The following is a 25,920-nucleotide window of genomic DNA, read 5'->3' as shown; positions in this document are numbered from 1 at the left end:
GGGCGCTCTTTTTTCTAATCTGAAGTGTTTCACGTGAAACATTACGAAGTCGATGCTATCAATTCCTCGAACAGCTTCTCTAATTCCTCTTCATCCTTGAACTCGATCTCGATCTTGTTCTTGCCCTGCACGGTTTTCACCCGGACGTTCGTGTGCAAGACATCCCTAAGCGCTTTCGCCACGGTTTTAAATGATTTCGGCGTCGGTTGGCGCGTTTGGGCCGATTCTGGGCTCTTCTTGCCGGCAAGCAGGCGTGCAATTGCCTCCGTTTCCCTGACCGAAAGCTTTTCTTCCACCAGCTTCTGGGTTAGCTTCAGTCTTCCTTCCTTCGAAGGGATGGACAGGATTGCACGCGCATGACCTGCCGTGATCTTCTCCTCGAACAGCAATTGCTGGGCCTCTTCTGGCAATTCCAGAAGACGCAGCGCATTGGCGACCGTCGACCGTCCTTTCGACATTGCCTGGGCGACTTCCGACTGCGTGAGGTTGCGTCGCTCCATCATTCGACGGTAACCGTACGCCTCCTCGATGGGATTCAAGTCCGAACGCTGGATATTCTCCACCAAAGCCAGCTCGAGCGCCTTATCATCATCCGCTTCCTTGATGCGGATAGGAACGGTTTTCATGCCGATCGAACGACATGCCTGCCATCGACGCTCTCCAGCGATGATCTGGTACTTATGAGAACCGACCGGCCTTACGAGAATAGGTTGCAGTAGACCGTCTTTTTGGATAGAGGTCGCAAGCTCCTCGATTTCCTCTTGCTTGAAGTTCGTTCGCGGCTGGTCGGGATTCGGCGATATTGATTCGAGCGGCACTTCGTCGGTTCGGCGCTGCACCACGCTCTTAATGGTCACGTGGTCCTCGTCCTTGATGAAATTATCTGCAGATACGCCTTTGTCCTGCGGCACAAGTGGAGGAGCCGGCGCCTCGGCAGATACCGGAGCCGAATACGCGCGCTTCATCGACTCGTCAAGCTCCTCTGCCTCGATAACAACCCGAGGTGCCGGTTTTGCCGGCTCCGGAGGAACCGCTTCTTCGTAAGAGCCGCCCAACAACGAGTTCAGACCGCGTCCCAATCCGCTTTTCGTCGATTTAGCCACGGTTTATCACTTCCTTTGCAAGATCAACGTACGATTGGGCGCCTTTACCAGACGGATCGTACTGTGTTATCGGTTGCCCGAAGCTTGGAGCCTCGGAAAGCTTAACGGTACGCGGAATGAGCGTATCGAAAACAATTTTGCCGAAATAATTGCGCACTTCTTCGACAACCTGCTTTGAAAGCGTGGTTCTGCCGTCGTACATCGTCAACAACACACCGAAGATATCCAATGACGGATTAAGGCGTGTTTTGACACGTTTCATCGAATCGAGGAGTTTTGTCACACCTTCCAGTGCATAGAACTCGCATTGGATAGGAATGAGAAGCTTGTCAGCGGCCACGAGGGCATTTACGGTAAGCAAGCCAAGCGAGGGGGGACAGTCAATGAAAACATAATCGTATTTACCACGCAACGAGCCAACCGAGTCGCGCAGGCGGTTCTCACGAGCCATCTCGGCAACCAGCTCGACTTCCGCGCCGGCCAGGTTGATAGTGGCGGGAATAACGTCCAAACCTTCGCATACGTCGGGAATGATAACGCCCTCTACCGGTACATCATTCAAAAGCACATCGTAAACGCAGTGTTCGACACGGCTTTTCTCGATACCGAGTCCGCTCGAAGAGTTGCCCTGGGGGTCGAGATCTACCAAGAGCACTTGCTTGCCCATTTCACCGAGCGCAGCAGATAAGTTGATCGCGGTCGTTGATTTCCCGACGCCGCCTTTCTGGTTGATGATCGCCATGACCTTCGTCTGGCCCACCACATGCTTTACCGGTGCTTTGTCCTTGAAAGACTTGATAGGTTTAAGGGGTATATCCTTTTCCACCTCGGGAACAACTTCACGTTCGACTACCTCGATATCCTCTATGACGATATCGTCCTCGTACGTCGTATTCTCGATAATGATGGGTTCTTCATTTGATTTGACAGTCTCAGCTGCTTTTCTATCACGTTTCAGACTATCGAACAGTCCCACAAAAGGCCCCCTTTCAAGAGCATTGAAGCTAGTATACCTTGTTTGTGTTTCACGTGAAACACTATAGCGGCGGATTGACAGGGTTCTTGCAAGATCCATGCAAGAACCCTGTCTGATAGGTGCAAGATTCAGCCGGCTGCCATGTTGTTTTCCTGCAAGGTCCAAGCAACTGGGAGCCGATTGAAATACGGTTCTCCGGCAAGGTTGCGGCGTTATGATCTGGATGATAACGTCGATCAACCTAAGAAGGTGCCAATGAACCGTGCTGCGCGTACCCGCCTAGCTGAACGGGCCAGATACATGAGAAAGAATATGACCGAAGCGGAAAAGATACTTTGGTTTCGCTTCCTCCGTGAATATCCCATTCGATTCTCGAACCAAATTATCGTCGGTCCTTACATCGTCGATTTCTATTGCAGAAAAGTAAGGTTAAGCATAGAGCTCGATGGATCCCAACATTACGAGGAGGTCCACCGAAAATACGACGAGATACGAACTACTTACTTGGAAATGGAAGTAATCAAGGAATTACGTTTCCCAAACTCTTATATTTGGGACCATTTCGAAGGAGTGTGCGAGACTATTCACCGAGAAGTCGAACTCCGAAGGAATGACCTTTCGTCTATCCCTCTTTCAGAAGTTCGAAACAAGCGATGATGTTTCACGTGAAACATCATCGCTTGTTGTCGCTCGAACACTCGAATGTTTCACGTGAAACATTCTTTGGTTAAAGAGGCTTCTTTTGGGCAAAACCGACATGACGGGGAAGCTTTAACTTAGAGCGACCTGATTTCTCGAAGGTTATGATCCTTCGAGAAGTTTCACCATCGCTTAGCATGAGCGTTCTATCAGAATACAGGCGCATACCAAGTTTCTCTTGCAACGACAGAGCATGCTCCCATTCTTCGTCTTGCACGTTTGCTTTATAACAGATCAGCAGCCCGCCGCTTATAAGCAACGGGCTTGCCAATTCCATGAGAACCGACAGCTTCGAAAGAGCGCGTGCGGACAACGCTGCGAACGCGCGAGGGCGCTCGAGAGCCAGATCTTCGATACGGCCACCATAGGTCGACACCTGCTCGGCTAGCCCAAGCTCTGAAAGAACTGTACCGACGATAGCCATTTTCTTCTGAACGGAATCTACGAGAATGGTCTTCCTCCCTGATTCAAGTGCCAAAGGAACACCAGGAAATCCGCCACCGCTCCCAAGATCGCCGTACAAGCCTTCAGGAGCCTTCATCAACTCCTCCAGTCCGGCTAGCGAGTCTTCTATATGAAGTTTGCGCGCTTCTTCGAGCGAAGAGATGCGCGTGAGATTCGTTTTTTCATTCGCTTCAAGAATCTTCTCCAAATAGAGATCGATGAGTGCTTCGTGCTGCATGGGCAATCCTTCGATACGAGGCGAGTTTTCACCACAAGTGTACCATCACGCAGAATGTTTCACGTGAAACATCGCCTATAAAAAAGCCTCCCATTGGGAGGCTTTCAATTAACGAGGGAGGATCACAACGTGTCGGGCGCTTCCTTCACCTTCTGACGCGGTTTCCACGCGATCATCGTCTCGAAGCGTGATATGAACGATACGTCGCTCGTAAGGCGTCATTGGACGGAGCTTGATGCTACGGTTCTGGCTGGCTGCACGGTTGGCGGATGAACGGGCAATGGATTCCAGCTTTTCACGCTGACGCCCCTTATAACCCTCGATATCGACAACGACCGGATAGCGATACCCTATCGTGCGCACCGTGATGGCAGATACCAGGAATTGCAGGGCGTCGAGCGTTTTTCCATGGCGACCGATAAGCACCGCAAGATCGTCACCTGTGATATCGAGAATAAGCTCACCCTCATCGCCCTCGTACTCGTCGATCGTCACTTCGCCGACGTTGAAGTACTTGAGGATATCCTGCAGCGCCGCAATGGCCGTGTCGGCAATGCGATCGAGCTCCTCGTCGGTCAGATCAACCGGCTCCTCCACAGTTTCCCCAGCGCTCTGCTTCTCTTCGACAATTTCATCAGCCATGGCAGACTCCTTCAATAGGCAATCCAAATGAGGCGGGGAGAAACCGATCTTCCGAGCCCCATTGTTTCACGTGAAACAATCGGTGCGAAGCCTAGCGCTTCTTCGTCGGACGAGGCTTCTTAACCTTGCGCGTGACGTCGACCTCGATCGGCTTCACCTCGATGGTCTCGGCAGCCTCCGCGTCGCGCTTCTTCATGATGCGCATGGAGATCTGCTGCTGGCCGAGGCCGATAAGCGAGGAAGCACCCCAGAACAGCAGAACACCAGCCGGAGAGCCCCAGCTGATCCACAGCATGAACACGCTCATGACCGCGGACATGATCACCATCTGCTTGCGCTGTGCGTTGTCCTTGTTGTTCATCTGCTGCAGAACCATCGGGAGGAACGTGGCGCCGGCGAACACCACCATGAGGATCAAATAGGGAACAAATGTTCCAAAACCCTGTGCAAACGCCTCGGAAGGCCGCTCGACAAGGCTGGGTACCAGGTTATAGAACTCGTACGTGGAGCCCTCGGTACGGGCCCCCATCTCGGAAAGCACTTGGAACAGGGCCATGAAGATAGGCATCTGAAGGAGCATGGGCAGGCAGCCCGCCAGGGGATTGAACTTCACCTCGGCATAGAGCTTCTGCATCTCCTCCTGCTGCCGTTGCGGGTCGTCGGCATACTTCGTCTGGATTTCCTTCATCAGAGGCTGAACCTTCTGCATCTGGAAAGAAGACTTCGTCTGCTTGTGCATGAGCGGCGAGATCAGCACGCGGAAGATGACCGTTACGATGATAATCGCCAGGCCCCAGTCCCCGCAGAAATTATAGAAGAACTGGATGATCTGGAATATCAGATCCTTAAATGCGTCCCACATGTAGCTTTTTCCTTCCTATATACCAAAGAAGCCGCACGATCCTCCCGGTCAAGGGACGGGATCGTATCCGTGAGGGCCTCCCGGACGGCATCGTAGAATCCGCTTCACCGTCAGCTTCAGCCCCTTCCAGAACCCGTAGCGCCGAAACGCGATGATCCCGTATTCAGAGCAAGTTGGCGTGAAACGGCAGCACGAGGGAAAAAGCGGAGAGATGGCTGCGCGGTAGAACGTGATCATAAACACCGCGGTCTTGCAGGGCAGGTGTTTTATGAAATCGGAGATCGTCCCCATCGCGTGAACCTCATCGCACCCCGGCTCGCTTCAACGTATCGTCACATGCTGCTAGCACTTTACTATAAGACGCCCGCACGATGTTCGACTTTGCGAGGAAAATCACATCGTAGCCCCTCCAAGGGCCGCCAAGTTCGCGACATATCGCCCTCATGCGCCGTTTGGCGCCGTTCCTCCACACTGCATTGCCCAGTTTCTTCCCAGCAATAAAAGCAGCACGACCGGATGGGTCGTGCTGCTTTTCGTTGCGTACCACGATGAACGTGAGGTAGGGCGTCTGCAAACGCTTGCCGTGGGTAAACAGGGACGATATCTCCGCGTTGGATTTTATGGTCTCCAACCCAGAACCCCTGGCTACACGCAGAGGCGCTTGCGTCCCTTGGCGCGACGAGCAGACAGGACGGCGCGGCCACCCTTCGTCGACATGCGGGCACGGAAGCCGTGGCACTTGGCGCGCTTGCGCGTGTTAGGTTGATACGTGCGCTTCATGGTCATTTCCCTTTCGATACTTTCAAGAGCAACTTCCAAAGTATATATCATGTTGCCGAGCCGTCAAGCGTTTTTCCTCGAAGCAGCGGCAATAAATCGAAGGATGAGTCGTTCGGAGACAAGGAAACGGGGGGATTCGTCATACACGTTTTCCACTTAAGGAAAGAACACCTGTTCACCTCCATGCCATTTTCATAACTCTCTTGAGGGGAAAACCTATGGTAGAGCGCCTGCCACGGCTTTTTCCCAACATAACCAATCAGGATTAATGCTCGAAGTGAGCGATAAATTGTGGAAAATGGGGAAAACTACGATTTCATTCGGCAGCCTTTGTGGAAATCTCTAACGACAGCCGTTTGTCAAGGGTGTGTTTAAAAGGAATTTACAGAGGCCCTATCAGCCATTTTGGATTCCACTCTTAATGAACACGCTTTTGATCTGGTATTTCTCATCGATCCACCATACAAATTATTTTCAGAGGTTGCCGTATCGCAATGTTCCTTACACCGAATCGACACCATTTGCATGGGTAGATGAATCCTATCTGGGGAAACCTTTTCCTCTTGCAAGTCAATGAAAATTTCAACAATTCAGGCGCTTTTCAACGTTTTCCAGAATTCTCCATTCAGTCTTGTTCATGGTTTTCCACTTTTTCTGAATAAAATGTTGATAACTCTGAAAAACCCTTTTCGTTACTGCTTTCATTTTCATTCGATAATGAATGAAAGCAAATTCAATCCATGAATTCCGCAGGTGAATAGATTCACGCATGAAAAAAAGGTACAATGCCGTTGAATGTCTTTGAAAAATGTTGAATATCGAATCTGAAAAACGGAATACCATTGAACGACCAGATTGAACATTCAAACCAAGGCAATGAACCCACTGATGGCAACGCCGGTGCGTTCGACTATACCTATGTGCAGACCGTTGCGCGCATAGCTCAGTACGATGATCTCCGCAGCGCGCCGCGTATCACCGAGATCCAGCCGGCACCCACGGCGGACTTCATCGAGCACCTTGCCTCGAAAATCTACGAACAGGCGAAGATGGCGGGCGGCACGATTCCCTATACCGTCATCCGCGAGGTGTCGGAAAACTTCATCCATGCACGGTTCGCCGAGATCATCGTCTCCATCCTTGACGAGGGGAACACCATCAGGTTCGCCGACCAGGGTCCAGGGATCATGATGAAAGACAAGGCGCAGCTGCCCGGCTTCACATCGGCCATCGAGCCGATGAAGCACTATATCCGCGGTGTCGGATCGGGCCTTCCCATCGTGAAGGAGTACCTGGACTTCTCGCACGGCACTATCTCGATCGAAGATAACCTCGGTACTGGCGCGGTGGTCACCATCAGCCTGAAAAGCAATGAGGAACCGGCGGCCTACGTACCGGAATCACCCTATGACCAGCGAAGACCTGCCAATAGCGGGAGAGGATACGCTCCGCAGCCGGCAATGCCGCCGCTTCCGCCGCTATCGCAGCGCGAGCGCGACTTCCTGCCCATCTTCTTGAGCGAGGGTGCACTGGGCGTCACCGACCTAGCCCGGCTCACCGGAGTGCCCCAGTCGAGCACGTACGTAACCCTCTCGAAGCTGGAAGAGGCCGGCCTTATAGAGAAGACCGCCGGACAGAAGCGCATTCTGACCGATCTGGGCTTCCACGTGGCGAATTCGCTATAATCGCCACGAAGGGACGGGCATCCGCCGTCGCAGGACGCAACAGGGCGGCATCCGTTCAACCGTAAGTAAAACCTCCTCAAGAGGGGAATAACCATGGAAAGCGAAAAGCTCGAGCAGGTCTGGCGCGCAGTTTGCGATCAGGTCAAAAGCTACAACAACATAGACCCTTCGCAGATCAATGCCTTCTTCTCGCGGCTGCAGCCCCAGGCGATGAGCGAGGATTTCCTCATGCTCACAGCCGACAACGACTTTATCAAGACATGGATCGAGCGGCACTACGTCGACTTCATCAAGCAGGCGCTCATGGATTTGTACCGCACGGCGTTCACCGTGCTCATCGAGGTGGATATCGCAGCGGAGGCAGCCGGAGCGGCCCAGGGCACGGTTGCCTCGGCGCCGGCCGCGTCTTCGTCGGCAACGATGGCGCCGGCAGGGGCACCGGCCGCTGCTGCAGAAGGAGCACCTGCAGGCGTCGGCGGCTACACGGCAGGGTCGCCTACGACCTCCCAACCCCCCTCCCAGCAGACGGCGGCCGAACAACCGCCCATCGCCTCCCAGATCGCCGACGCTTACGAGCCGGTCGGCGACGATGCCCTGGGCGACGTCTACCAAGACGAAGATGAGCCGGGCGGACCCGATAGGCCCACGTCCACGCTCACATTCGAGAACTTTGTCATCGGCGACTCCAACCGCATGGCTTACTCCATGGCCGTGGCCGTGGCCGAGATGCCGGGCAAGGCGCACCTCAACCCCTTGTTCATCTATGGCAAGTCGGGCCTCGGAAAGACCCACTTGCTGCGCGCCATCCAGAACTATGTGCATGAGACCATGCCCAACCTCTCTACCATCTACGTGGACTCAGCCGAGCTGCTCTCTGATTACATGGAAGCCAGTGCTGCGCACGACAAGGAGAAATCCAGCTACAAGAACTTCAAGACGCGCTACGAGGAAGCCGACGTGCTACTCATCGACGACGTGCAGTACCTGCAGGGCAAGAAGCAGACACTTGATATCGTGTTCCAGATATTCAACAAGCTCACCGGCCAAGGACGCCAGGTGGTGCTCTCGGCCGACCGCGCGCCGAAGAACATCGACATCGACGAGCGCTACAAGAGCCGCTTCAACTCCGGCGGCACGTTCGACATTCAACCGCCGGAGATAGAGACGAAGCTCGGCATCGTGAAGAGTTTCGTGGACGAGTACCGAGCCACCGAAGGAAAAGCCAGCTTCTCCATCCCCGACGATATACAGATGTATATCGCGGAGAGCTCCAGCTCGAACATCCGCGAGTTGAAGAGCGCCGTGACGAAGGTGATCTACCAGATGACGTTCTTCAACCAGCCCGACCTGAGCCTGGACGATGTGCGCAGCCTGTTGGAGAACCACTTCTCAGGCGGACCGTCGAAGCGGCTGACCATCGCCGACATCCAGAAGGAAGTGGAGACGTTCTATAAGGTGAGCCACGCTGACTTGGTGGGAAAGAAGCGCACGCGCAACATCATCTACGCGCGGCAGATCGCCATCTACCTATCGCGGCAGATGCTCGACCTGCCGTTCAACGACATCGGCAAGAAGTTCAACCGCGACCACTCCACCGTCATGTACTCGGTGACGAACGTGGAGGAGAAGATGAAGGAAAGCCGCGAGCTGCGCGAGGAATTGGAAACCCTGAAGCAGCTCATCCGGGAAATATAAGCTTCAGCAGATGACGGGAAAACAAGGAGAGAAGTAAACCCCGCCGGATGTTTCACGTGAAACATCCTATTGGGCGGGCCGTGGCGGGCCTGATCGCACCTCCTGTGTTTCACGTGAAACACGCTCGATTAGACCGAACGTGCATTTCCGTTCGACGGCACCGCTGTGCAGTTTCACGTGAAACACAGGCAACTCGTCCACGGCATTCAAGCTCAAAGCTGACGTTGCATGTGAAGCCTTCGCTATTGGAAGTTTTTCCGAGCACCGCAAGATCCGCGGACTGGCATAGAGCGAACGATCGTTCGGCGGAAACATGACTGAAAGATGACTGGCAACTTGGTGAAAACCACCGGTTCGCTTGGGAAAGATAATGAAAGCGATAAAATATGTTGAGGGAGGGTACGTGCCCTCCACGTCGGAAACAGCAATAAAAAGTGATGTTGAAGAGGGATGATGCAAGTTATCCACAAATCCACCGTCCTTATTATTATCATTATTAAAAACTCAGATAAATTAAAGGAAGACCTTTAGAGAAAAGAATCGCGGCGTGCTCGCCGCAGCCGGACAAAACCGTGAGGCAAAATAACCGGGAGAATTTATAATGGCAGCGTAACATGACGTGATGTTTGCCATACTGGGTGGAACTGCGCGCGCGCATAGGTGAGAGAAAGGGAACGCCTTGAAATTTAGCATCAACCAATCGGAACTTCAGAACGCCTTGAGCGTGGTGCTCAAGGGCGTGGCCACGCGATCGACGCTTCCCATCCTCTCCGGCGTGTTCCTCGAGGCGGACAACGACTCCCTCACGCTGCAAACCACGGACCTCGAGCTGTCCGTGCAGTACACGGTTGCCGCCCTCGTGGAGCAGCCCGGCCGCGCCGTCGTGCCCGGCAAGCTGTTCGCCGACATCGTGAAGAACCTTCCCGATGCGGCCGTGCACGTGGAGGCCGACGAGGAGAACGCCGTCATCACCTGCGACACGGCCTCTTTCTCCATCAAGGCGCTCAATCCCGACGACTTCCCCGGATTTCCGCATGTCGACGTGACCCAGCGCGTGGATATCCCGTTCGCCCAGTTCTCGTCCATGGTTCGCCGCGTGGCCCGGGTGGTTTCCAAGGACGAGAGCCGGGCCATCCTCACCGGTGTGCTTATCACCATCGAAGACGGGCGCCTGAAGATGGTGGCCACCGACTCGTACCGCCTGGCCATCACCGAGGCCGAGCTGCCCGAGTACGCGGGCGAGGAGTTTCAGGCCGTCATCGCAGGCACATTCCTGCAGGATATCGCCGCGCTGCCGAAGACCGACGGACCCGTTTCGTTCGCGCTGGCCGAGAACCAAATCGTCGTGACCTACCAGGACACGGTGTTCGTGAACCGCCGCATAGAGGGAAACTTCCCGAACTACCGCCAGCTGCTGCCCGATTCCCACACTACCCGCGTGAGCATGCCCGTGGAACACCTCGTGGCGGGCGTGAAACGCGCGTCGCTGCTCGGCCAGTCCTCCTCGCCCGTGCGCTTCGACATCAACATCGCCTCGCAGACCACGCAGCTGTCGTCCGTGGCCCAGGACGTGGGCTCGGCGCAGGAGACCATCGCGTGCTCCGGAGAGGGCGAGGACGTGGAGATAGCCTTCAACTACGCCTACCTGCTCGACGGCCTTGCCGCCGTGGGGACCGACGAGGTGTTCCTGGAGGTACAGTCGTCGCTCAAGCCGGGCATCTTCAAGGCAGCCGAGCCGGAGAACTTCCTGTACCTCGTCATGCCGGTACGCATCGCCTAGGCGCATCCGCGCCCTCTGCATCCCATGCACCTGCGTATCGAACGCATAGCGTTTCGCAACTTCAGGAACTACGAGACCTTCGAATTGTCAGCCTTGGGGCCGCTGACGGTGCTCGTGGGCCCGAATGCCGTGGGAAAGACGAATGTGGTGGAGGGCGTCCAGCTCCTCACGGCGCTGCAGTCGTTTCGCCGCCCCTCCCTCGAGCAGATAGTGCGCCAGGGCGCCGATTTCGCGCGCCTTGACGCGGACGTGACCGACGGCAGCCGCGAGCTCGCGCTGTCGCTCCAAGTGAGCGAGGGGAAGAAGCGCTATCTTCTGAACGGGAAGGGCAAGCGAACAGCCGATCTCAAGGGGCTTGTGCCCTCCGTGACGTTCGCACCCGACGATCTGGAGCTGGCGAAGGGGGCGCCTGCGGTCAAGCGCGCTGCGCTCGACGCGCTGGGCTCGCAGCTCTCGGCGAACCACTACGTCATAAAGAAGGACTACGAGAAGGTGGTGCGCTACAAGAACCGCCTGTTGAAAGACGATGCGCTTCCCGAGCTCGTGGCGAGCATCGACGAGACGCTCGTGACGTGCGGAGCGCAACTGGCATGCTACCGCTCCGCGCTCGTGGAGAAGCTGGCGCCTCGCGTGGCCGATTACTACGCCGCTATCGCCGGCGGGCGCGAGGCGCTGATGATGGGCTACGTGCCGTCGTGGGAACCCCACGACCCTGATCTTCCGGCCACGTTCGCCTTCGGACGCGACGAGGCGCGCAAGCGGCTTCAGGCCGAGATCGCCCGCCGACGCGACGAGGAACGTGCGCGCCGGCGGGCGATCGTGGGCCCGCATGCGGACCACGTGGAGTTCTTCATCGCCGGGCGCAACGTGGCGCTCTACGGTAGCCAGGGCCAGCAGCGCTCCGTCGTGCTGGCATTCAAGCTGGCCGAAGCCGCGCTTATCCAGGAGATGCTGGGCCAGAAGCCGGTGCTGCTGCTGGACGACGTCATGAGCGAGCTCGACGAGGGCCGTCGCAACGCGCTCGTGTCGTTCATCGAGGGAGACATCCAGACGTTCATCACCACCGCGAACCTCGCCTACTTCGACGAGGACCTGCTCTCCCGTGCCCGCGTGGTGGAACTGCCGCTGGAAGGCGCGGCGGAGCCGGATGAGGAGCGCGCATCGGGCGCGGCTGGTGCGGATGCCGCGGACGAGCGCAGCGCGGCTCGACGACACGCTGGGAGCGGCCCTGCGGCGGCCGGCCCGTCAACGGGGGAGGGTGGGCGATGAGGAAGCTCAAGGCGGACCTTGACCGGTTGAAGGCCATATTGGAGGAGAAGAACCCCGGCGGCGCCGAGGCGCTGCGCTTCGCGGAGGTGAACGATCTGTGGAGGAATGCCGTCGGAGCCGTTTTCGGCGGTGATTCGGCGGATCTCGTGCTCGACCATACGAACAGCGTGTACGTGATGTCGGGCGAGCAGGGGGGCAACCTGCGGCGCTTCGACCGGCCGCGCAGCGAGACCCAAGGGTTCGTGGCGGGCAAGGTGCTGGCCGTGTACTGCGACGACAGCATGGTGCGCTCCGAGCTGGACAACCGCCAGGAGCTGCTGAAGATGAAGTTCAAGGAGCAGGGCGAGGACGTGGAAGCGCTGCGGATACTGCCCTCCACCCGCGACATGAAGAACCGCCATCCCTTCCGCGAGGAGGCCGCCCGCCCCGGCGCGCCCGCCCGTTCCTTCGTGCGCCCGGTGCGCACGGTCCGCGCGTTGACGGAGGGCCAGCTGGCCGCCGTGCATCAGAGCGCCGACCAGGTGGAGGACCCAACCGTGCGCCGTGCCCTCTACCGAGCCCTGCTGGCGAGCGCCGCGCGCAGCGATGGGGACGCGGCGGACGCCGCCGCGTCCGCCCCCGGGTCGCCGACGGTGGGCGGGGGCCCGGGGGCGTCCGGCGGGAGCGCCAAGGGAGGGCGTCCCTCTGCGCCGCGCCGTTAGAGGCCTTTTGCGGCCAACCCCGTCCCAGGGGATGCGAAGCCTGCTCCTACAAGGTTCTGAACGACCGTTTCGACAAAATTACTACACATTCGTCCAATCTCCCCTCATACGGCTTCTCAAAGCCTTTAAAAGCCGTTTAAATTGTTGGTGCCGTACCGTGGTTATGGTACAATTTTCCAGTTGCCGTCCCGCCATCCGGCCGTCGCTAAGCGACCTTGGCCGAGGCGGCCCGCGACGGCTGCGCCGCCCGTGCCCGTCCCGCGCGGGACCGCGGCGCGTCCTCACGAAAAAACGCACTGAAAAAGGAGCATGTCAGTGGCAAACAAACCTGACCATTACGACGGTTCCGACATCCAGGTCCTCGAGGGCCTGGAGGCGGTCCGCAAGCGTCCGGGCATGTACATCGGCTCGACGGGCCCACGCGGCCTGCATCACCTGGTGTACGAGGTCGTGGACAACGCAGTCGACGAGGCGCTCGCCGGCTACTGCGACACCATCGAGGTGTGGATCCACCCCGACAACTCCATCACGGTCGACGACAACGGGCGCGGCATCCCCGTGGACAAGCACCCCAAGGAGAAAATCCCCACGGTGGAGGTCGTCCTCACCATCCTGCATGCCGGCGGCAAGTTCGGCGGCGAGGGCTACAAGGTGTCCGGCGGCCTGCACGGCGTGGGCGTGTCGGTGGTGAACGCGCTGTCCTCGCGCGTGGAGGTGAGCGTGTTCAAGGAGGGCGTGCAGTACGACATCTCCTTCGACCACGGCAAGACGGCCGAGAAGCTGCGCGAGGTGGGCAAGGTGCGCCGCGGCAACGGCACTACGGTGACGTTCTGGCCCGACCCCACCATCTTCACCGACACCACGGTGTACGACTACGACACGCTGGCCAGCCGCTTCCGCGAGATGGCGTTCTTGAACAAGGGCCTGAAGATCATCCTGCACGACGAGCGCGCGAACCCCGGCAGCACGCTGTCCGACCTCGCGCCCGAGCCGCGCACCGAGGTGTTCCAGTACGCCGGCGGCATCGTGGACTTCGTGAAGTTCCTGAACGAGGGCAAGGAGACGCTGAACAAGCCCATCTACTTCGAGGCCGAGAACGATGACGGCACGGTGGAGGTGGCCATGCAGTGGTCGTCGTCCTATTCCACGAACTCCGTCATGGCCTTCGCGAACAACATCAACACGCACGAGGGCGGCACGCATCTCGACGGCTTCAAGCAGGCCGTCACGCGCACCATCAACGAGTACGCCCGTGCGAAGGGCATCCTCAAGGAGAAGGACTCCAACCTCTCCGGCGACGACACGCGCGAGGGCTGCGCGGCCATCATCTCGGTGAAGCTGCACGATCCGCAGTTCGAGGGCCAGACGAAGACGAAGCTCGGCAACACCGAGATCCGCCCGCTCGTGCAGAACGCCGTGACGCAGGGCCTCGCCGAATACTTGGAGGAGAACCCGAAGCCGGCCAAGCGCATCATCGACAAGGCCACGCAGGCCCTGAAGGCGCGCGAGGCCGCCCGCAAGGCACGCGAGATGACGCGCCGCAAGGGCGTGCTCGACTCGTTCGCGCTGCCGGGCAAGCTGGCCGACTGCTCGTCCAAGACCCCGGCCGACTCCGAGATATTCATCGTAGAGGGCGACTCCGCAGGCGGCTCGGCCAAGCAGGCCCGCGACCGCAAGACGCAGGCCATCCTGCCCCTGCGCGGCAAGATCCTCAACGTGGAGCGCGCGGGCCTTCACCGTTCGCTTTCCAGCGACACCATCAGCTCGCTCATCACGGCCATCGGCACGAACATCGGCGACGACTTCGACGCCGACCAGGCGCGCTACCACCGCATCATCATCATGACCGACGCCGATGTGGACGGCGCGCACATCCGCTGCCTGCTGCTCACATTCTTCTACCGCTACATGCCGGAGCTCATCAACCGCGGCTACATCTACATCGCGCAGCCGCCCATCTTCGGCCTGAAGAAGAAGAACTCGCGCAGCCCCAAGATCGAGCGCTACATCTACGACGAGAGCGCGCTCGGCTCGGTGCTCGCGGAGTACGACAACCCGGACAAGTTCGACGTCCAGCGCTACAAAGGCCTTGGCGAGATGGACCCCGACCAGCTGTGGGAGACCACCATGGAGCCCGAGACGCGCACGCTTCTGCAGGTGAACATCGACGACGCCGCCGAGGCCGAGCGCGTGGTGAGCGAGCTCATGGGCGACCAGGTGGAGCCCCGCAAGGAGTTCATCCAGAAGCACGCCCGCGACGTCCGTTTCCTGGACATTTAAGGAGAATCTAAGTGGCAGACAACAACGATTCTTTCGACGAGTTCCTGAACCGCGCGGAGGAGGACTTCGACGCGGCGAACGGCGACGGGGAAGAGGACGACCTGGAAGGCGCCCTCGCCGATGCCGAGGATGCTGAGGAGGACGACGACGCCCCGCGCGGCCCAGGCTCGGTGATCTCCGACGAGATGCGCGCGAAGGCGCTCATCAAGGACGACCTGCCGAGCGCCCATGGCGAGATCGTGGAGGGCGCCAACGGAGGCAACGGCACCATCGTGCGCACGGCGTACCTGGGCAAGGAGATGCAGACGTCGTTCCTGGAATACTCCATGAGCGTCATCGTCGCCCGCGCCCTGCCGGACGTGCGCGACGGCCTGAAGCCGGTCCATCGCCGCATCCTCTATGCCATGAACGAGAGCGGCTACACGCCCTCGCGCCCGCACATGAAGTCGGCCCGTACCGTGGGCGACGTCATCGGCAAGTACCACCCGCACGGCGACTCGGCGGTGTACGACACCATGGTGCGCCTCGCGCAGCCGTTCTCCATGCGCGTGCCCCTGATCGACGGCCACGGCAACTTCGGATCCATCGACGGCGACGGCGCGGCCGCCATGCGCTATACCGAGGCGCGCCTCGACAAGGCGGCCATGGAGTTGCTCTCCGACCTCGACAAGGAGACGGTCGATTTCCAGCCGAACTACGACGAGAGCTTGGAAGAGCCCGTCGTGCTGCCGGCCCGCTTCCCGAACCTGCTGGTGAACGGCTCGCAGGGCATCGCCGTTGGCATGGCCACGAACATCCCGCCGCACAACCTGCGCGAGACCATCGACGCCACGTGCCTCATGCTCGACAACCCCGACGTCACCACCGAGGAGCTCATGAAGGCCCTGCCGGGCCCCGACTTCCCCACGGGCGGCATCATCATGGGCAAGAAGGGCATCATCGACGCCTACGAGACGGGCCGCGGCTCGCTCACCGTGCGCGCCCGCTGCGAGGTTGAGGAGAAGAAGAACGGCCGCAGCTCCATCATCGTGAAGGAAATCCCCTACATGGTGAACCGCCAGCGCCTGCTGGAGAAGCTGGGCGAGCTCGTGCGCGACAAGAAGCTGCCCGAAATCTCGAACATCCACGACGGCGCCGACCGCCACGGCATCGACATCATCATCGACCTCAAGCAGAACGCCATTCCGCAGGTGGTGCTCAACAAGCTGTACAAGCACACGCAGCTGCAGGTGGGCTTCGGCGCCATCATGCTGTCGCTCGTGGACGGCGTGCCGCGCGTGCTCTCGCTCAAGGAGATGCTGCACTACTACATCGCGCACCAGGAAGACGTCATTGTGCGCCGGACGCGCTACGAGCTGGCGAAGGCCGAGGAGCGCGCGCATATCCTCGAGGGCTTGGTGGTCGCCCTTGACAACATCGACGAGGTCATCAGCATCATCCGCTCCTCGCAGACCGACGCCGAGGCGGCCTCCCGCCTCACCGAGCGCTTCGGCCTGTCGAAGAAGCAGACCGACGCCATCCTGGAGATGAAGCTGCGCCGCCTGACCGGCTTGGAGCGCGGCAAGATCGAGGACGAGCTGGCCGCCCTGCGCGAGAAGATAGACTACTACCGGCGCGTCCTGGGCGACATGACGCTCGTGCGCCAGATCATCAAGGACGAGCTGCAGGAGATCAAGAAGAAGTTCGGCACGCCGCGCAAGACGCTGCTCTCGGCCGACGCCAAGGACATCGACGTGGAGGACCTCATCGCCGACGAGAACATGGTGGTGACGGTGACGAAGGCCGGCTACGTGAAGCGCCTGCCCGTGGCCACGTACCGCCAGCAGAAGCGCGGCGGCAAGGGCATGCAGGGCGTGAACCTGAAGGACAACGACTACGTGGAGCACCTGTTCGTGGCGTCGACCCACGCCTACATGCTGTTCTTCTCCACGGCCGGCAAGGTGTACCGCCTGAAGGTGTACGAGCTTCCCGAGGCATCGCGCCATGCGCGCGGCACGGCCATCGTGAACCTGCTGCCGCTGGCGAAGGGGGAGACCATCTCCGCCGTCATTGCCACGAAGGACTTCCCATCCGACGAGTTCCTCATGTTCGCCACGTCTCATGGCATGGTGAAGAAGACGTCCATGGAGCTGTACGACCGCACGCGCCGCGACGGCCTCATCGCCATCAACCTGAAGGATAATGACGAGCTTATCTCGGTGAAGCGCGTCGCTCCCGGCGAGAAGGTCATCATGGTGTCGAGCGCCGGCAAGGCCATCAAGTGGGACGAGGGCGAGGTGCGCGGCATGGGTCGCGACACCATGGGCGTCCGCGGCATGAACGTGCCGCCCATCGCCCGCGTGCTGGGCATGGAGATAGCCAAGCCCGGTACCGAGCTGTTCGTCATCACCGAGAAGGGCTTCGGCAAGCGCACCCCGGTGAGCGACTACCCCGACCACCACCGCGGCGGCCAGGGCGTGTTCACCATCACGATGACGGAGAAGAAGGGCCTCTTGGCTGCCATGAAGATCGTGGCGCCCGACGAGGAGATCATGATCATGTCCGAGGAGGGCGTGGTCGTGCGCACCCCGGTGTCCGGTATCTCCGAGCTCGGCCGCTCCACGCAGGGCGTCTGCGTGATGAAGGTGGGCGACGGCGACCGCGTGACGGCTGTGGCCATCTCAAGCCGTGCCAAGAAGAAGCGCCCCGCCGGCGAGAAGCCCGGAGCCGAGGACGAGTCGCAGATCGACCTTCTGGAAGAGGAGTCCGAGGAAGGCGACCTCGCCAAGAACGAGATCGACGAGGCTTAAAGCCGAACGGGAAATATAAGAATCATCGACAGCGGGCCCGAAAGGGCCCGTTGTTGTTTGGGATGGCGATTTGGAATGGCAGTTGCGAGGGGAGCCGAAGGGAAACGGTGGGTAAAGGCTAAGTAAAGGCGAAGGAGAAAAATAAGGAGAAGTGTATTTCTCCTTATTAGTACATTCTCCTAATAAGGAAAATAATTTTTTTGATGATCCGATTTTCTATTCCCCGTTATTTACTCTCGTTCACTCTTTCAATGTTTGCAATAATTTCAATTTTTGCGGTGTTTCACGCAAAATGTTTCACGTGAAACATTTGATGACTCAAAAAATCATGAATTAAAAATTCATTACGCGCTTATTTTTAGCGAACGTTCGTACTCATGAATGCGGACTTCGTGGATGGGATGCCCGTCCGTAACACGGATGTTGACGTGCCGTATACTGCACGCCTTGTGATCGTAAGCGCGTCCGCCGAAGGGGCGGCGCAACGTGATGAAAGGGGGCGGAGAAGCCCATGTCCATAACCGCATTGGCCCAAGGGGCGCGCGGGTGCGCACAGGGAGCCTGGGGGCACGCGCAGGGCGCACGGCGGCGCGCCGGAGAGGCGCGGAGGGCCCGCGCCGGCCGGGCGCCGGCCGAGAAGACCTCGTCGGCCGACGTGTTCGTGCTGTCCGTCCCGCTGTTCATCGAGCTGTTCATGCAGATCATGGTAGGCAACGTGAACCAGATGATGCTGGCCCCGCACGGCACCGACCCGACCGCCGCCGTGGGCAACGCGCTGCAGATACTCAACATCATCACCATCGCGTTGTCAGCCATGGGAACGGCGTCCACCGTGCTGGTCACGCGCGTGCTGGGGAACGCCTCGTCCAAGCGCACGATATCGGAGATCGCCACCGTCGCGCTCGTGGTGAACATGGCCCTGGGCGCGCTCATGACGGCGGTGCTGTTCACGTTCTGGCCGCAGTTCTTCGGGTGGCTGCACATCGATGCCACGCTGTGGGGCATGGGCTCCTCGTTCCTGCTTATCGTGGGCTCCACCACCATCTTGCAAGGTGCGTTCTTCGCCATCACGGCTCTTCTGCGCAGCTTCGCGCGCGTGGGCGACGTCATGGGTGCCAGCCTGGCCATGAACGCGGTGAACGTTGGCGTGGGCCTCGTGCTGGTGAACGGTCTGGGCGGCGTGCTGGCGCTCGGCGTGGAGGGCACCGCAGCCGCCAACGTGGCGGCACGCGTCGTGGGCCTGGGGTTGGCGGCGTTCCTGTTGCTGCGCCACACCGACGTGCGCCCGTCGCCGCGGCTGCTGCGTCCGTTCCCGAAAAAGACGCTCAAGAACATGCTGGGCGTGGGCATTCCCTCGTCGGGCGAGCAGATGAACTACGACCTGGCGCAGATCGTCATCCTGTCGTTCATCAACGTGCTGGGTACGACGGTGGTCACGGTGAAAGTGTACTGCTCCATGCTGGCGAGCATTGCCTATCTGTATTCCATCGCGCTTTCGCAGGCGACGCAGATCGTGCTAGGCTACCTGTTCGGCGCCGGCAAGTTCGACATCGTGCGCCGGCGCGTATGGATGGCCGACCTCATCGCGGCCGTGCTCACCACGGCCGTGTCGCTCACGCTGTGGTGGAACTTCGACGCCGTGGTGGGTCTGCTCACCGCCGACCCGGTCGTGCACGAGCTGGGCCGGCAGATCATGCTGGTGGAGGTGTTCTTGGGAATAGGCCGCAGCCTGAACATCGTGATGGTGCGCGCTCTCATCGCGCTCGGCGACGTGCGCACGCCGGTAACGGTGAACGTGGCGTTCTCGTGGGTGTTCGCAGTGGGCGGCGGCTGGCTGTTGGGTATCGGCTGGGGCTGGGGCCTCGTGGGCATGTGGATAGCGATGTGCATCGACGAATGGCTGCGCGCCGGCTTCCTCATCGCCACGTTCGCGCGTGGGGGCTGGAAGCGACGGGTGCCCGGCTCTGCCCAAGGGGGCGAAAGGGAACATGCAGGCTCGCGCCGGCGACATCCGGCGTCGACCGGCATCGATGAGGGCGGCTCACGTGCGTCTGCGGCCCTGGAGAAGCCTGAACTGCCGCCTACCGAGCCGACGTTCGGCCCTTTTGCGCCGACACGGGTGAAGCAGGGCGAGATCGTGGGGGTGAACGCCCCCTCGTTCGTGGTGACCACAGCGTTCGACGGCAGCAACACGGCGTCCGTTCTCGACGACATCGCCTCGTCGTTCTGGTAAGCGGGGCTTTCTCGGGCCCCGCCGCCCGCCGCCGAACTGCCGCCGCCCGCCCCTTCAGGGCAGCAGTCGGCAGGCCGGTGCTGGGTTTATCCTTCGAAGTCCTCCGGGGCCAGCTCTTCCAGGAATGTGCGGAAATCGGCGAGCTCGTCTTCCGCATCCGGCGCGTTCTTGAACACATAGGGGAACGACGCCCGCTCGAGCACGTCCTCCTCGATGAAGATGGGAGCCTGCTGGCGCAGCGCGAGGGCGATGGCATCGGACGGGCGCGCATCCAGGTCGATCAGGCGGTCGTGCTGTTTGAGCGTGAGGCGTGCGAAGAACATGGCGCCCTTCACGTCGTTGATGACCACGTGGTCGACGCGCGCATCGAGGTTCGTGAGCGCATCGAGGAACAAGTCATGCGTCATGGGCCGCGTCAAACGGGCCTTCTCAAGGGCTATCCCCAGTTGAGTGGCCTCGTTCATGCCAACCCAGATGGGCACGATGCGGTACTTTCCGGGCTGCGACGGTTCCTCTATCGGCTGCAGTACGAGAATGGAGGGCGCCGGCGCGGCCGACACGATCAGGGTTTGCACGTTGACGGGTTTCATCGCAGCTCCTCGTTGCCTCGGGTTCGCCGGTACGTCGCTTAATCCCGATTATACCGCTCCCTTGAGGCCGGGACGGTTCGCGAGGAAGGCGTTTTCCTCGTGTGACGGGCCTGTGGCAAACTGTCCGCGAGCCTTCGTCGGTCTCCGTGTCGATCGCGATGTTTCGATAGTCAGTGCAGGGCGGACGGCGCGACCGTCGCTCCTCTCGGCTTTGCGGGAAGGATGCTCGAAAGCGTCGTCAGGGAAACCTTTTGAAATTCCTTTTGAAAATCGCTTGACCAAACCGTTGATTCTGGGTTACAGTATCCAGGCACTTTTTTACGGGCCCGTAGCTCAGTTGGTTAGAGCGCACGCCTGATAAGCGTGAGGTCGCTGGTTCAAATCCATTCGGGCCCACCATTTTTTGCGATAAACGCTCCACCGTGAGCCGAGTTAGCCGGTGGAGCGTTTATTATTTTCCGAAGAAAGTGCCGTTTCCCTTTGCCGAGGCTCGTTCCGAGGCGGCAGGCGCGAGACGAAACAGAACGGGGCATTAGCTCAGCTGGGAGAGCGACGGCTTTGCAAGCCGTAGGTCAGGGGTTCGATCCCCCTATGCTCCACCATATCATCCAACGGCCGCGAGGCCGTTTCTTTTTTCCTCAACCGAACAGCAGCAGGTGCACTACGCCCAGCACAGCAATATGGGCCGGGTAGTAGGCGTAGAAGAACCATTTCATGGGAAGCCCGCGGCGGCCGCGATAAGCGTAGAGCAGCGGGATGGTTGCGGGGCAGCCTACGAGCGGGTAGAGGACGAAGGGGAGCAGTGACCAGTCTCCGCTCCTGATAACGAAGCTCGCGAGCTCTCCGAGTAGGGGAAGGCCGTCGGCGATGGCAACCAACAGGACCGGGGCGGCCACGGCGCCGAGCGGCGTGCGCAGCAGGGCGGGCACGGCGTCGTCGGCGCCGTGGACGAAAGGGGAGGAGCTTGCACTCGCGTCGGGCGCGGCGACAAGCGGGGTGTCGGGTGCGGCAGCCGAGACGGCGGCGGACACCTTCTCGGCATTGTCCGTCGCAGCGCTTGCAGGAGAGGCCTTCGATGTGGGCGCCTCCGCTGGTCGTGCCCCGCCTTTTGGACACGGGCCGGCGCCCAGCTTCTTGAACAGCACGATCACGACCACGCCGATAAAGCCCCAGTCGCATGTCAGGCTGACCAGCGCCCCCGCTGCGGCTATTGCCCAGAACGCACCGCGGTTGCGCATATGCTCGTCGGCGTACAGCACGCCCAGGCCTATGAGCAGCGTGAACAGCACGTTGCCGTTATCGGCGAGGAACAGGCCATAGGGAAGCTGGGATACCAGCGCGAACACCCCGAGCCGGAACGCGTACCGCTTGACGTTGGACGTGCGGCGGTATCCCTCGACCAGCAGGAAGGCCATGGTGGGAAACGTGAGGCCGCCCAATCCGATGAGCACGCATGACGCCCAGAGCGGAAGCTGGTCTGCGAAGAGGTAGCCCGCGTGGTTCGCGGTCATGCCGACGATGGCCACCGCCTTGAGCGCGAACGACGACAGCCCGCCGGTTCCGGCACATGCTGCCCCTCGTTCGCTGCCTGCCATCGGCTTGCCTCCGTCTCCGCGGCTGTTTCGTGCACCTGACGGTGCAAGGCATCGATTATACTGCATCCCATGAGCCTTCCTGCCTTACGCCGCCGCCACCTCCTTGCGTACGTCGTCGCCTCCTGTACGTTGGCCGTCGTGTGCCTGAACGTCGTGCCCGGCAGCTCGCCGGGCGCTGTTGCCGCGCAGACGGCCGCAGCCGGAGCCGCTGTCCTCGCGGTGCTCGCGCTGTTCGATCCGGCGGTCCTGAAAATCAGGCGTCCCATACCGAGAAGCGCATGCGGCGCCTTCCTCATGTGCGCCGGTGTGCTGGCCATCGCCCTTGCGGCGGGGCTTGCGACGGCCGGCCTCGCAGGGGCGGCGGCCGGGATAAAGCCTCCCGGTTCTGAGGATATCGCCCTATTCCTGATCCTTTGCCTTCTTACCGGCGTGTTCGAGGAGGCGCTGTTCCGCGGGGTCCTGTTCCGCAGCTTTGCGGAGTCGCTGGAAAGGGCGGGAACCTGCCGCCCGCTGCTCGTCGCAGCAGCGGCTTCGGCTGCGATTTTCGGCATCCTGCATGTTTCGGGAACCGCTGCTCCGCCGGCCGATGCCGTCTTCCTCGTCCAGCTTGCGGGCAAACCGGTGCAGGCGGCCTTGTTCGGCGTCATCATGGCGGGCGTGTACGCGCAGTCGGGGAACCTGTGGTTGGTCTCAGGCGCGCATGCGGCGTTCAATGCCCTGTCAGAGCTGCCGTCGTTCGCGACGAGCGGGCAGCTGGTGGAAACCTATGTGACGGGCAGCCCCGCCGACCTGGCCGTTCTGCTGGGAACGATCGCGCTATTCGTTCCTCTTGCCGTCGCCGCGCTCCGCGGCTTGGCACGAGCCGACCGGCTGGCTTGATCCTGCTGCGGCCTTCGTCCCGCGTGCATTCTGTGACGCCCCTTGCCGCGCCGCGGCTCCCCATGCCGACGTGGTACTATACTTCTTCGGCAAACAAACGCGCGAGCAGCGCGCCACCACGATCCTGCGGGGAGTTATGAACCGGACGGAAGCACTGCGCATCTTGGGACTCGACGAGGATGCCACCCTCGCCGACATCAAGACGGCTTACAAGGAAACGGCGCAGATCCTGCATCCCGACCGCTTCGCCACGAACAAGAAGCTCCAAGACCGCGCCACCGAGCAGTTCAAGAACCTCCAAGAGGCATACGAATACCTGACCAGCGGAAAAGGTTCGCGCACGAAGGCCGGCCGCACCGCTTCCGCAACGCGCGCCTATGGGCCGGGAGGCCGGGCCGAGGCGCGCCTCGCCGGCATTGCCGCGGCGCGCACGCAGCTGGTGCACCAGCGCGACGTCGTGTACGACGAGCGCCGCAACGGGCTGGTCATGGCGGGTGTCGGCGCAGTGGTGGCCATCCTGTTCCGCAAGCCGGGGCCGCTGCTCATCCTGGCCACGGCAGGTGTGACGGCCGTGGTGTGGGGCATCATCCAGGCTGTCGGCGCCCAGCGCACCATCGGCACGCTCAACGAGCATATCGACGAGCTCAAGGCCGAGCAGCGCCGCCTGGAAAGCGAGCTGGAGGACTTGGAGTAGCCCCGCCGCCTTTCCACCTCGCGCCGGCACCCGGCGCACCTGCAAGGGAACCACCGCGGCCCCGCGCCGCGCAACCGATACCGAGAGAAGAAGGAACAGCGTGAAACAAGAGAACCTCCGCAACATCGCCATCATCGCCCACGTCGACCACGGCAAGACCACGCTCGTGGACCGGCTGCTGTACACGAGCGGCGTGTTCCGCGAGAACCAGCAGGTGGACGAGCGCGTGCTCGACAGCAACGACCAGGAGCGCGAGCGCGGCATCACCATCCTGTCGAAGAACATCTCCGTCACCTACAACGGCGTGAAGATCAACGTCATCGACACGCCGGGCCACGCCGACTTCGGCGGCGAGGTGGAGCGCGTGCTCAACATGGCCGACGGCGCCTTGCTCATCGTGGACGCGTTCGAGGGTCCCATGCCCCAGACGCGCTTCGTGCTGAAGCATGCGCTGTCGCTCGGCCTGCGCATCGTGCTCGTGGTGAACAAGATCGACCGTCCCGGCGCCCGTCCCGAGGAAGTGGTGGACGAGGTGTTCGACCTCATGGTTGAGCTCGAGGCATCCGACGAGCAGCTGGATTTCCCCATCATCTACGCCAGCGCCGTGAACGGCTATGCGCGTTACGCCCCTGACGACGACAACATGGACATGCTGCCGCTGCTCGACACCATCCTCAAGGAGATCCCCGCACCCGACTGCGAGCCGAACGGCCCGGTGGCGCTGCAGATCTGCACGGTCGACCACTCCAGCTTCGTCGGCCGCATCGGCGTGGGCCGCCTGTTCAGCGGCACCATCCACAAGAACGAGCAGGCGCTGGTCATCAAGAACGACAACACGCGCTACAACACCGTCATCAAAGACGTGTTCACGTTCGAGGAGCTGGGCAAGAAGAAGCAGCAGGAAGTGTATGCGGGCGACATCGTGGCCGTGGTGGGCGTGGAGGACGCCGACATCGGCGACATGGTCACGAGCCGCGAGAACCCGGTGCGCCTCGACCCCATCGAGGTGGAGGAGCCCACGATGGCCGTTGTGTTCGAGGCGTCCACCAGCCCGCTCATCGGCCGCGAGGGCGACATCGTGGGCGCGCGCCAGTTGAAGGAGCGCCTCATGCGCGAGGCGGAGAGCAACATCTCCATGCGCATCGAGGAACTGGAGGACAAGTCCGGCGTAGAAGTGGCCGGCCGCGGCGTGCTGCACTTGTCCGTGCTCATGGAGACCATGCGCCGCGAGGGCTTCGAGTTTCAGGTGGGCCGCCCGCGCGTGCTCATCAAGAAGGACGAGCAGGGCCGCAAGCTGGAGCCCATCGAGGAGGCCACGGTCGACGTGCCCAGCGAGTACGCGGGCAAGGCCATCGAGGTGTTCGGCAGCGCCGGCGGCGAGATGGCCGACATGTTCCAGCGCGGCGACCAGACGCACCTCGTGTTCAAGATCCCCACGCGCGGCACCATGGGCCTGCGCACGCGCCTGCTGAACGTCACTCGCGGCGAGGCCACCATGTTCCACCACTTCAGCGAGTACGGCGCCTACCGTGGAGACTTCAACGGCCGCAAGAACGGCTCCATGATCAGCATGTCCACCGAGAAATCGGTCGCCTACGCGCTGGACACGCTGCAGGAGCGCGGCAAGCTGTTCGTCGGTCCGGGCGAGGATTGCTACGAGGGCATGATCGTGGGCGAGAGCGCGAAGGAAGGCGACATGGTCGTCAACATCGCGAAGTCCAAGCAGCTGGGCAACCAGCGCTCGAGCGGCGCCGACAAGGCCATCCAGCTCACGCCGCCGCAGACGTTCACGCTGGAAGAGGCGCTGGAGTACATCGAGGATGACGAGCTGGTGGAGGTCACGCCCCAGAGTATCCGCCTGCGCAAGCGCATCCTAAGCTCCATCGAGCGCAAGAAGGCCAACAAGAACTAGCAGGTTTCCGCAGGTTCGCATGCGCTTCGACAAGAGGCACCTCCACGTCAGCGTAGGGGGTGCCTCTTCGCATA

The 25,920-nt window shown here is 60.6% G+C and carries 22 protein-coding genes and 2 tRNA genes; 14 read left to right on the top strand and 10 right to left on the bottom strand.

The window, feature by feature from the left end; all coding sequences use genetic code 11:
- Positions 1–41: 41 nt before the first annotated feature.
- Complete coding sequence (locus BN3560_RS07120; RefSeq protein ID WP_172623283.1) at positions 42–1,103, bottom strand: ParB/RepB/Spo0J family partition protein; 1,062 nt, start codon at positions 1,101–1,103, stop codon at positions 42–44.
- Positions 1,096–2,079: a ParA family protein gene (locus BN3560_RS07115; protein WP_371744313.1), complete on the bottom strand. Its 984-nt coding sequence runs from the start codon at positions 2,077–2,079 to the stop codon at positions 1,096–1,098. Before BN3560_RS07115 ends, BN3560_RS07120 begins: the two co-directional genes overlap by 8 nt.
- Positions 2,080–2,220: 141 nt before the next feature.
- Between BN3560_RS07115 and BN3560_RS07110 the strand changes: the two genes are divergently transcribed.
- Positions 2,221–2,736 carry an endonuclease domain-containing protein gene (locus BN3560_RS07110; RefSeq protein WP_331712886.1) on the top strand — a complete coding sequence of 172 codons (516 nt, stop codon included), beginning with the start codon at positions 2,221–2,223 and terminating at the stop codon, positions 2,734–2,736.
- Positions 2,737–2,806: 70 nt separating this feature from the next.
- Here the strand turns inward: BN3560_RS07110 and rsmG are convergent, their stop codons facing one another.
- The 6 genes from rsmG to rpmH all read right to left on the bottom strand — a co-directional run bounded on the left by rsmG (position 2,807) and on the right by rpmH (position 5,744).
- Complete coding sequence (rsmG, locus tag BN3560_RS07105; RefSeq protein WP_096227516.1) at positions 2,807–3,460, bottom strand: 16S rRNA (guanine(527)-N(7))-methyltransferase RsmG; 654 nt, start codon at positions 3,458–3,460, stop codon at positions 2,807–2,809.
- A 108-nt stretch (positions 3,461–3,568) separates the two neighbouring features.
- Complete coding sequence (locus BN3560_RS07100; protein WP_087191150.1) at positions 3,569–4,102, bottom strand: Jag family protein; 534 nt, start codon at positions 4,100–4,102, stop codon at positions 3,569–3,571.
- A gap of 91 nt (positions 4,103–4,193) precedes the next feature.
- Positions 4,194–4,964 carry a YidC/Oxa1 family membrane protein insertase gene (locus tag BN3560_RS07095; RefSeq protein ID WP_096227515.1) on the bottom strand — a complete coding sequence of 257 codons (771 nt, stop codon included), beginning with the start codon at positions 4,962–4,964 and terminating at the stop codon, positions 4,194–4,196.
- 48 nt (positions 4,965–5,012) lie between these two features.
- Entirely contained in the window at positions 5,013–5,255 is a 243-nt protein-coding gene (gene yidD, locus BN3560_RS07090) for a membrane protein insertion efficiency factor YidD (protein ID WP_015539276.1), read from the bottom strand.
- A 10-nt stretch (positions 5,256–5,265) separates the two neighbouring features.
- Positions 5,266–5,595: a ribonuclease P protein component gene (gene rnpA, locus BN3560_RS07085; RefSeq protein ID WP_096227514.1), complete on the bottom strand. Its 330-nt coding sequence runs from the start codon at positions 5,593–5,595 to the stop codon at positions 5,266–5,268.
- Positions 5,596–5,609: 14 nt separating this feature from the next.
- Positions 5,610–5,744 (bottom strand): 50S ribosomal protein L34, encoded by a 135-nt coding sequence (gene rpmH, locus BN3560_RS07080; RefSeq protein ID WP_041239173.1) that lies wholly within the window; start codon positions 5,742–5,744, stop codon positions 5,610–5,612.
- A gap of 842 nt (positions 5,745–6,586) precedes the next feature.
- On the opposite strand from rpmH, the gene BN3560_RS07075 reads away from it, so the two are divergent.
- The 8 genes from BN3560_RS07075 (at position 6,587) to BN3560_RS07040 (ending at position 20,176) form a co-directional block, all read left to right on the top strand.
- Positions 6,587–7,429 carry an ATP-binding protein gene (locus BN3560_RS07075; RefSeq protein ID WP_167380491.1) on the top strand — a complete coding sequence of 281 codons (843 nt, stop codon included), beginning with the start codon at positions 6,587–6,589 and terminating at the stop codon, positions 7,427–7,429.
- A 93-nt stretch (positions 7,430–7,522) separates the two neighbouring features.
- Positions 7,523–9,124, top strand: coding sequence for a chromosomal replication initiator protein DnaA (dnaA, locus tag BN3560_RS07070; RefSeq protein ID WP_096227513.1), 1,602 nt, complete (start codon positions 7,523–7,525; stop codon positions 9,122–9,124).
- 679 nt (positions 9,125–9,803) lie between these two features.
- On the top strand, positions 9,804–10,904 hold the full coding sequence (dnaN, locus tag BN3560_RS07065) for a DNA polymerase III subunit beta (RefSeq protein ID WP_096227512.1): 1,101 nt from the start codon (positions 9,804–9,806) through the stop codon (positions 10,902–10,904).
- 24 nt (positions 10,905–10,928) lie between these two features.
- Positions 10,929–12,173, top strand: a complete 1,245-nt coding sequence (gene recF, locus BN3560_RS07060) for a DNA replication/repair protein RecF (protein ID WP_096227511.1) — start codon at positions 10,929–10,931, stop codon at positions 12,171–12,173.
- Positions 12,170–12,874, top strand: coding sequence for a phosphoadenosine phosphosulfate sulfotransferase (locus tag BN3560_RS07055; RefSeq protein ID WP_096227510.1), 705 nt, complete (start codon positions 12,170–12,172; stop codon positions 12,872–12,874). Before recF ends, BN3560_RS07055 begins: the two co-directional genes overlap by 4 nt.
- A 309-nt stretch (positions 12,875–13,183) precedes the next feature.
- Entirely contained in the window at positions 13,184–15,154 is a 1,971-nt protein-coding gene (gyrB, locus tag BN3560_RS07050; RefSeq protein ID WP_154247985.1) for a DNA topoisomerase (ATP-hydrolyzing) subunit B, read from the top strand.
- 11 nt (positions 15,155–15,165) lie between these two features.
- Positions 15,166–17,943 (top strand): DNA gyrase subunit A, encoded by a 2,778-nt coding sequence (gene gyrA, locus BN3560_RS07045; RefSeq protein WP_096227508.1) that lies wholly within the window; start codon positions 15,166–15,168, stop codon positions 17,941–17,943.
- A 511-nt stretch (positions 17,944–18,454) separates the two neighbouring features.
- Complete coding sequence (locus BN3560_RS07040) at positions 18,455–20,176, top strand: MATE family efflux transporter (RefSeq protein ID WP_087191159.1); 1,722 nt, start codon at positions 18,455–18,457, stop codon at positions 20,174–20,176.
- 86 nt (positions 20,177–20,262) lie between these two features.
- On the opposite strand, the gene BN3560_RS07035 is transcribed toward BN3560_RS07040, so the two are convergent.
- A complete protein-coding gene (locus BN3560_RS07035; protein WP_087191160.1) occupies positions 20,263–20,766 on the bottom strand; it encodes a bifunctional nuclease family protein in 504 nt (167 codons plus the stop codon).
- Between the two features lie 322 nt (positions 20,767–21,088).
- Between BN3560_RS07035 and BN3560_RS07030 the strand changes: the two genes are divergently transcribed.
- Positions 21,089–21,165 (top strand) — tRNA-Ile (locus BN3560_RS07030).
- A gap of 127 nt (positions 21,166–21,292) precedes the next feature.
- Positions 21,293–21,368, top strand: a tRNA-Ala gene (locus tag BN3560_RS07025).
- Between the two features lie 36 nt (positions 21,369–21,404).
- Here the strand turns inward: BN3560_RS07025 and BN3560_RS14695 are convergent.
- Positions 21,405–22,361, bottom strand: coding sequence for a TraX family protein (locus BN3560_RS14695; RefSeq protein WP_224768053.1), 957 nt, complete (start codon positions 22,359–22,361; stop codon positions 21,405–21,407).
- Positions 22,362–22,430: 69 nt separating this feature from the next.
- Here BN3560_RS14695 and BN3560_RS07015 point away from each other — a divergent pair, with 69 nt between their 5' ends.
- The 3 genes from BN3560_RS07015 to typA all read left to right on the top strand — a co-directional run bounded on the left by BN3560_RS07015 (position 22,431) and on the right by typA (position 25,846).
- On the top strand, positions 22,431–23,240 hold the full coding sequence (locus tag BN3560_RS07015) for a CPBP family intramembrane glutamic endopeptidase (RefSeq protein WP_087191161.1): 810 nt from the start codon (positions 22,431–22,433) through the stop codon (positions 23,238–23,240).
- Between the two features lie 136 nt (positions 23,241–23,376).
- A complete protein-coding gene (locus BN3560_RS07010) occupies positions 23,377–23,934 on the top strand; it encodes a J domain-containing protein (RefSeq protein WP_087191162.1) in 558 nt (185 codons plus the stop codon).
- Positions 23,935–24,034: 100 nt separating this feature from the next.
- Positions 24,035–25,846 carry a translational GTPase TypA gene (typA, locus tag BN3560_RS07005; protein WP_087191163.1) on the top strand — a complete coding sequence of 604 codons (1,812 nt, stop codon included), beginning with the start codon at positions 24,035–24,037 and terminating at the stop codon, positions 25,844–25,846.
- The last annotated feature ends 74 nt before the right edge of the window (positions 25,847–25,920 follow it).

Origin of the sequence: Gordonibacter urolithinfaciens, from assembly GCF_900199375.1 — a bacterium.
GTDB classification, from domain to species: domain Bacteria; phylum Actinomycetota; class Coriobacteriia; order Coriobacteriales; family Eggerthellaceae; genus Gordonibacter; species Gordonibacter urolithinfaciens.
Note: the sequence above shows the minus strand (reverse complement) of the source record. Positions and strands in the feature narration are given on the sequence as shown.

Bases quoted from the DNA above. Each gene is read 5' to 3' on its own strand.
- BN3560_RS07110 (WP_331712886.1), top strand. From the start codon at position 2,221: ATGTTGTTTTCCTGCAAGGTCCAAGCAACTGGGAGCCGATTGAAATAC.
- rsmG (WP_096227516.1), bottom strand. From the start codon at position 3,460: ATGCAGCACGAAGCACTCATCGATCTCTATTTGGAGAAGATTCTTGAA.
- BN3560_RS07100 (WP_087191150.1), bottom strand. From the start codon at position 4,102: ATGGCTGATGAAATTGTCGAAGAGAAGCAGAGCGCTGGGGAAACTGTG.
- BN3560_RS07095 (WP_096227515.1), bottom strand. From the start codon at position 4,964: ATGTGGGACGCATTTAAGGATCTGATATTCCAGATCATCCAGTTCTTC.
- yidD (WP_015539276.1), bottom strand. From the start codon at position 5,255: ATGGGGACGATCTCCGATTTCATAAAACACCTGCCCTGCAAGACCGCG.
- rpmH (WP_041239173.1), bottom strand. From the start codon at position 5,744: ATGAAGCGCACGTATCAACCTAACACGCGCAAGCGCGCCAAGTGCCAC.
- dnaA (WP_096227513.1), top strand. From the start codon at position 7,523: ATGGAAAGCGAAAAGCTCGAGCAGGTCTGGCGCGCAGTTTGCGATCAG.
- recF (WP_096227511.1), top strand. From the start codon at position 10,929: ATGCACCTGCGTATCGAACGCATAGCGTTTCGCAACTTCAGGAACTAC.
- BN3560_RS07055 (WP_096227510.1), top strand. From the start codon at position 12,170: ATGAGGAAGCTCAAGGCGGACCTTGACCGGTTGAAGGCCATATTGGAG.
- gyrB (WP_154247985.1), top strand. From the start codon at position 13,184: ATGTCAGTGGCAAACAAACCTGACCATTACGACGGTTCCGACATCCAG.
- BN3560_RS07040 (WP_087191159.1), top strand. From the start codon at position 18,455: ATGTCCATAACCGCATTGGCCCAAGGGGCGCGCGGGTGCGCACAGGGA.
- BN3560_RS07035 (WP_087191160.1), bottom strand. From the start codon at position 20,766: ATGAAACCCGTCAACGTGCAAACCCTGATCGTGTCGGCCGCGCCGGCG.
- BN3560_RS14695 (WP_224768053.1), bottom strand. From the start codon at position 22,361: ATGGCAGGCAGCGAACGAGGGGCAGCATGTGCCGGAACCGGCGGGCTG.
- BN3560_RS07015 (WP_087191161.1), top strand. From the start codon at position 22,431: ATGAGCCTTCCTGCCTTACGCCGCCGCCACCTCCTTGCGTACGTCGTC.
- BN3560_RS07010 (WP_087191162.1), top strand. From the start codon at position 23,377: ATGAACCGGACGGAAGCACTGCGCATCTTGGGACTCGACGAGGATGCC.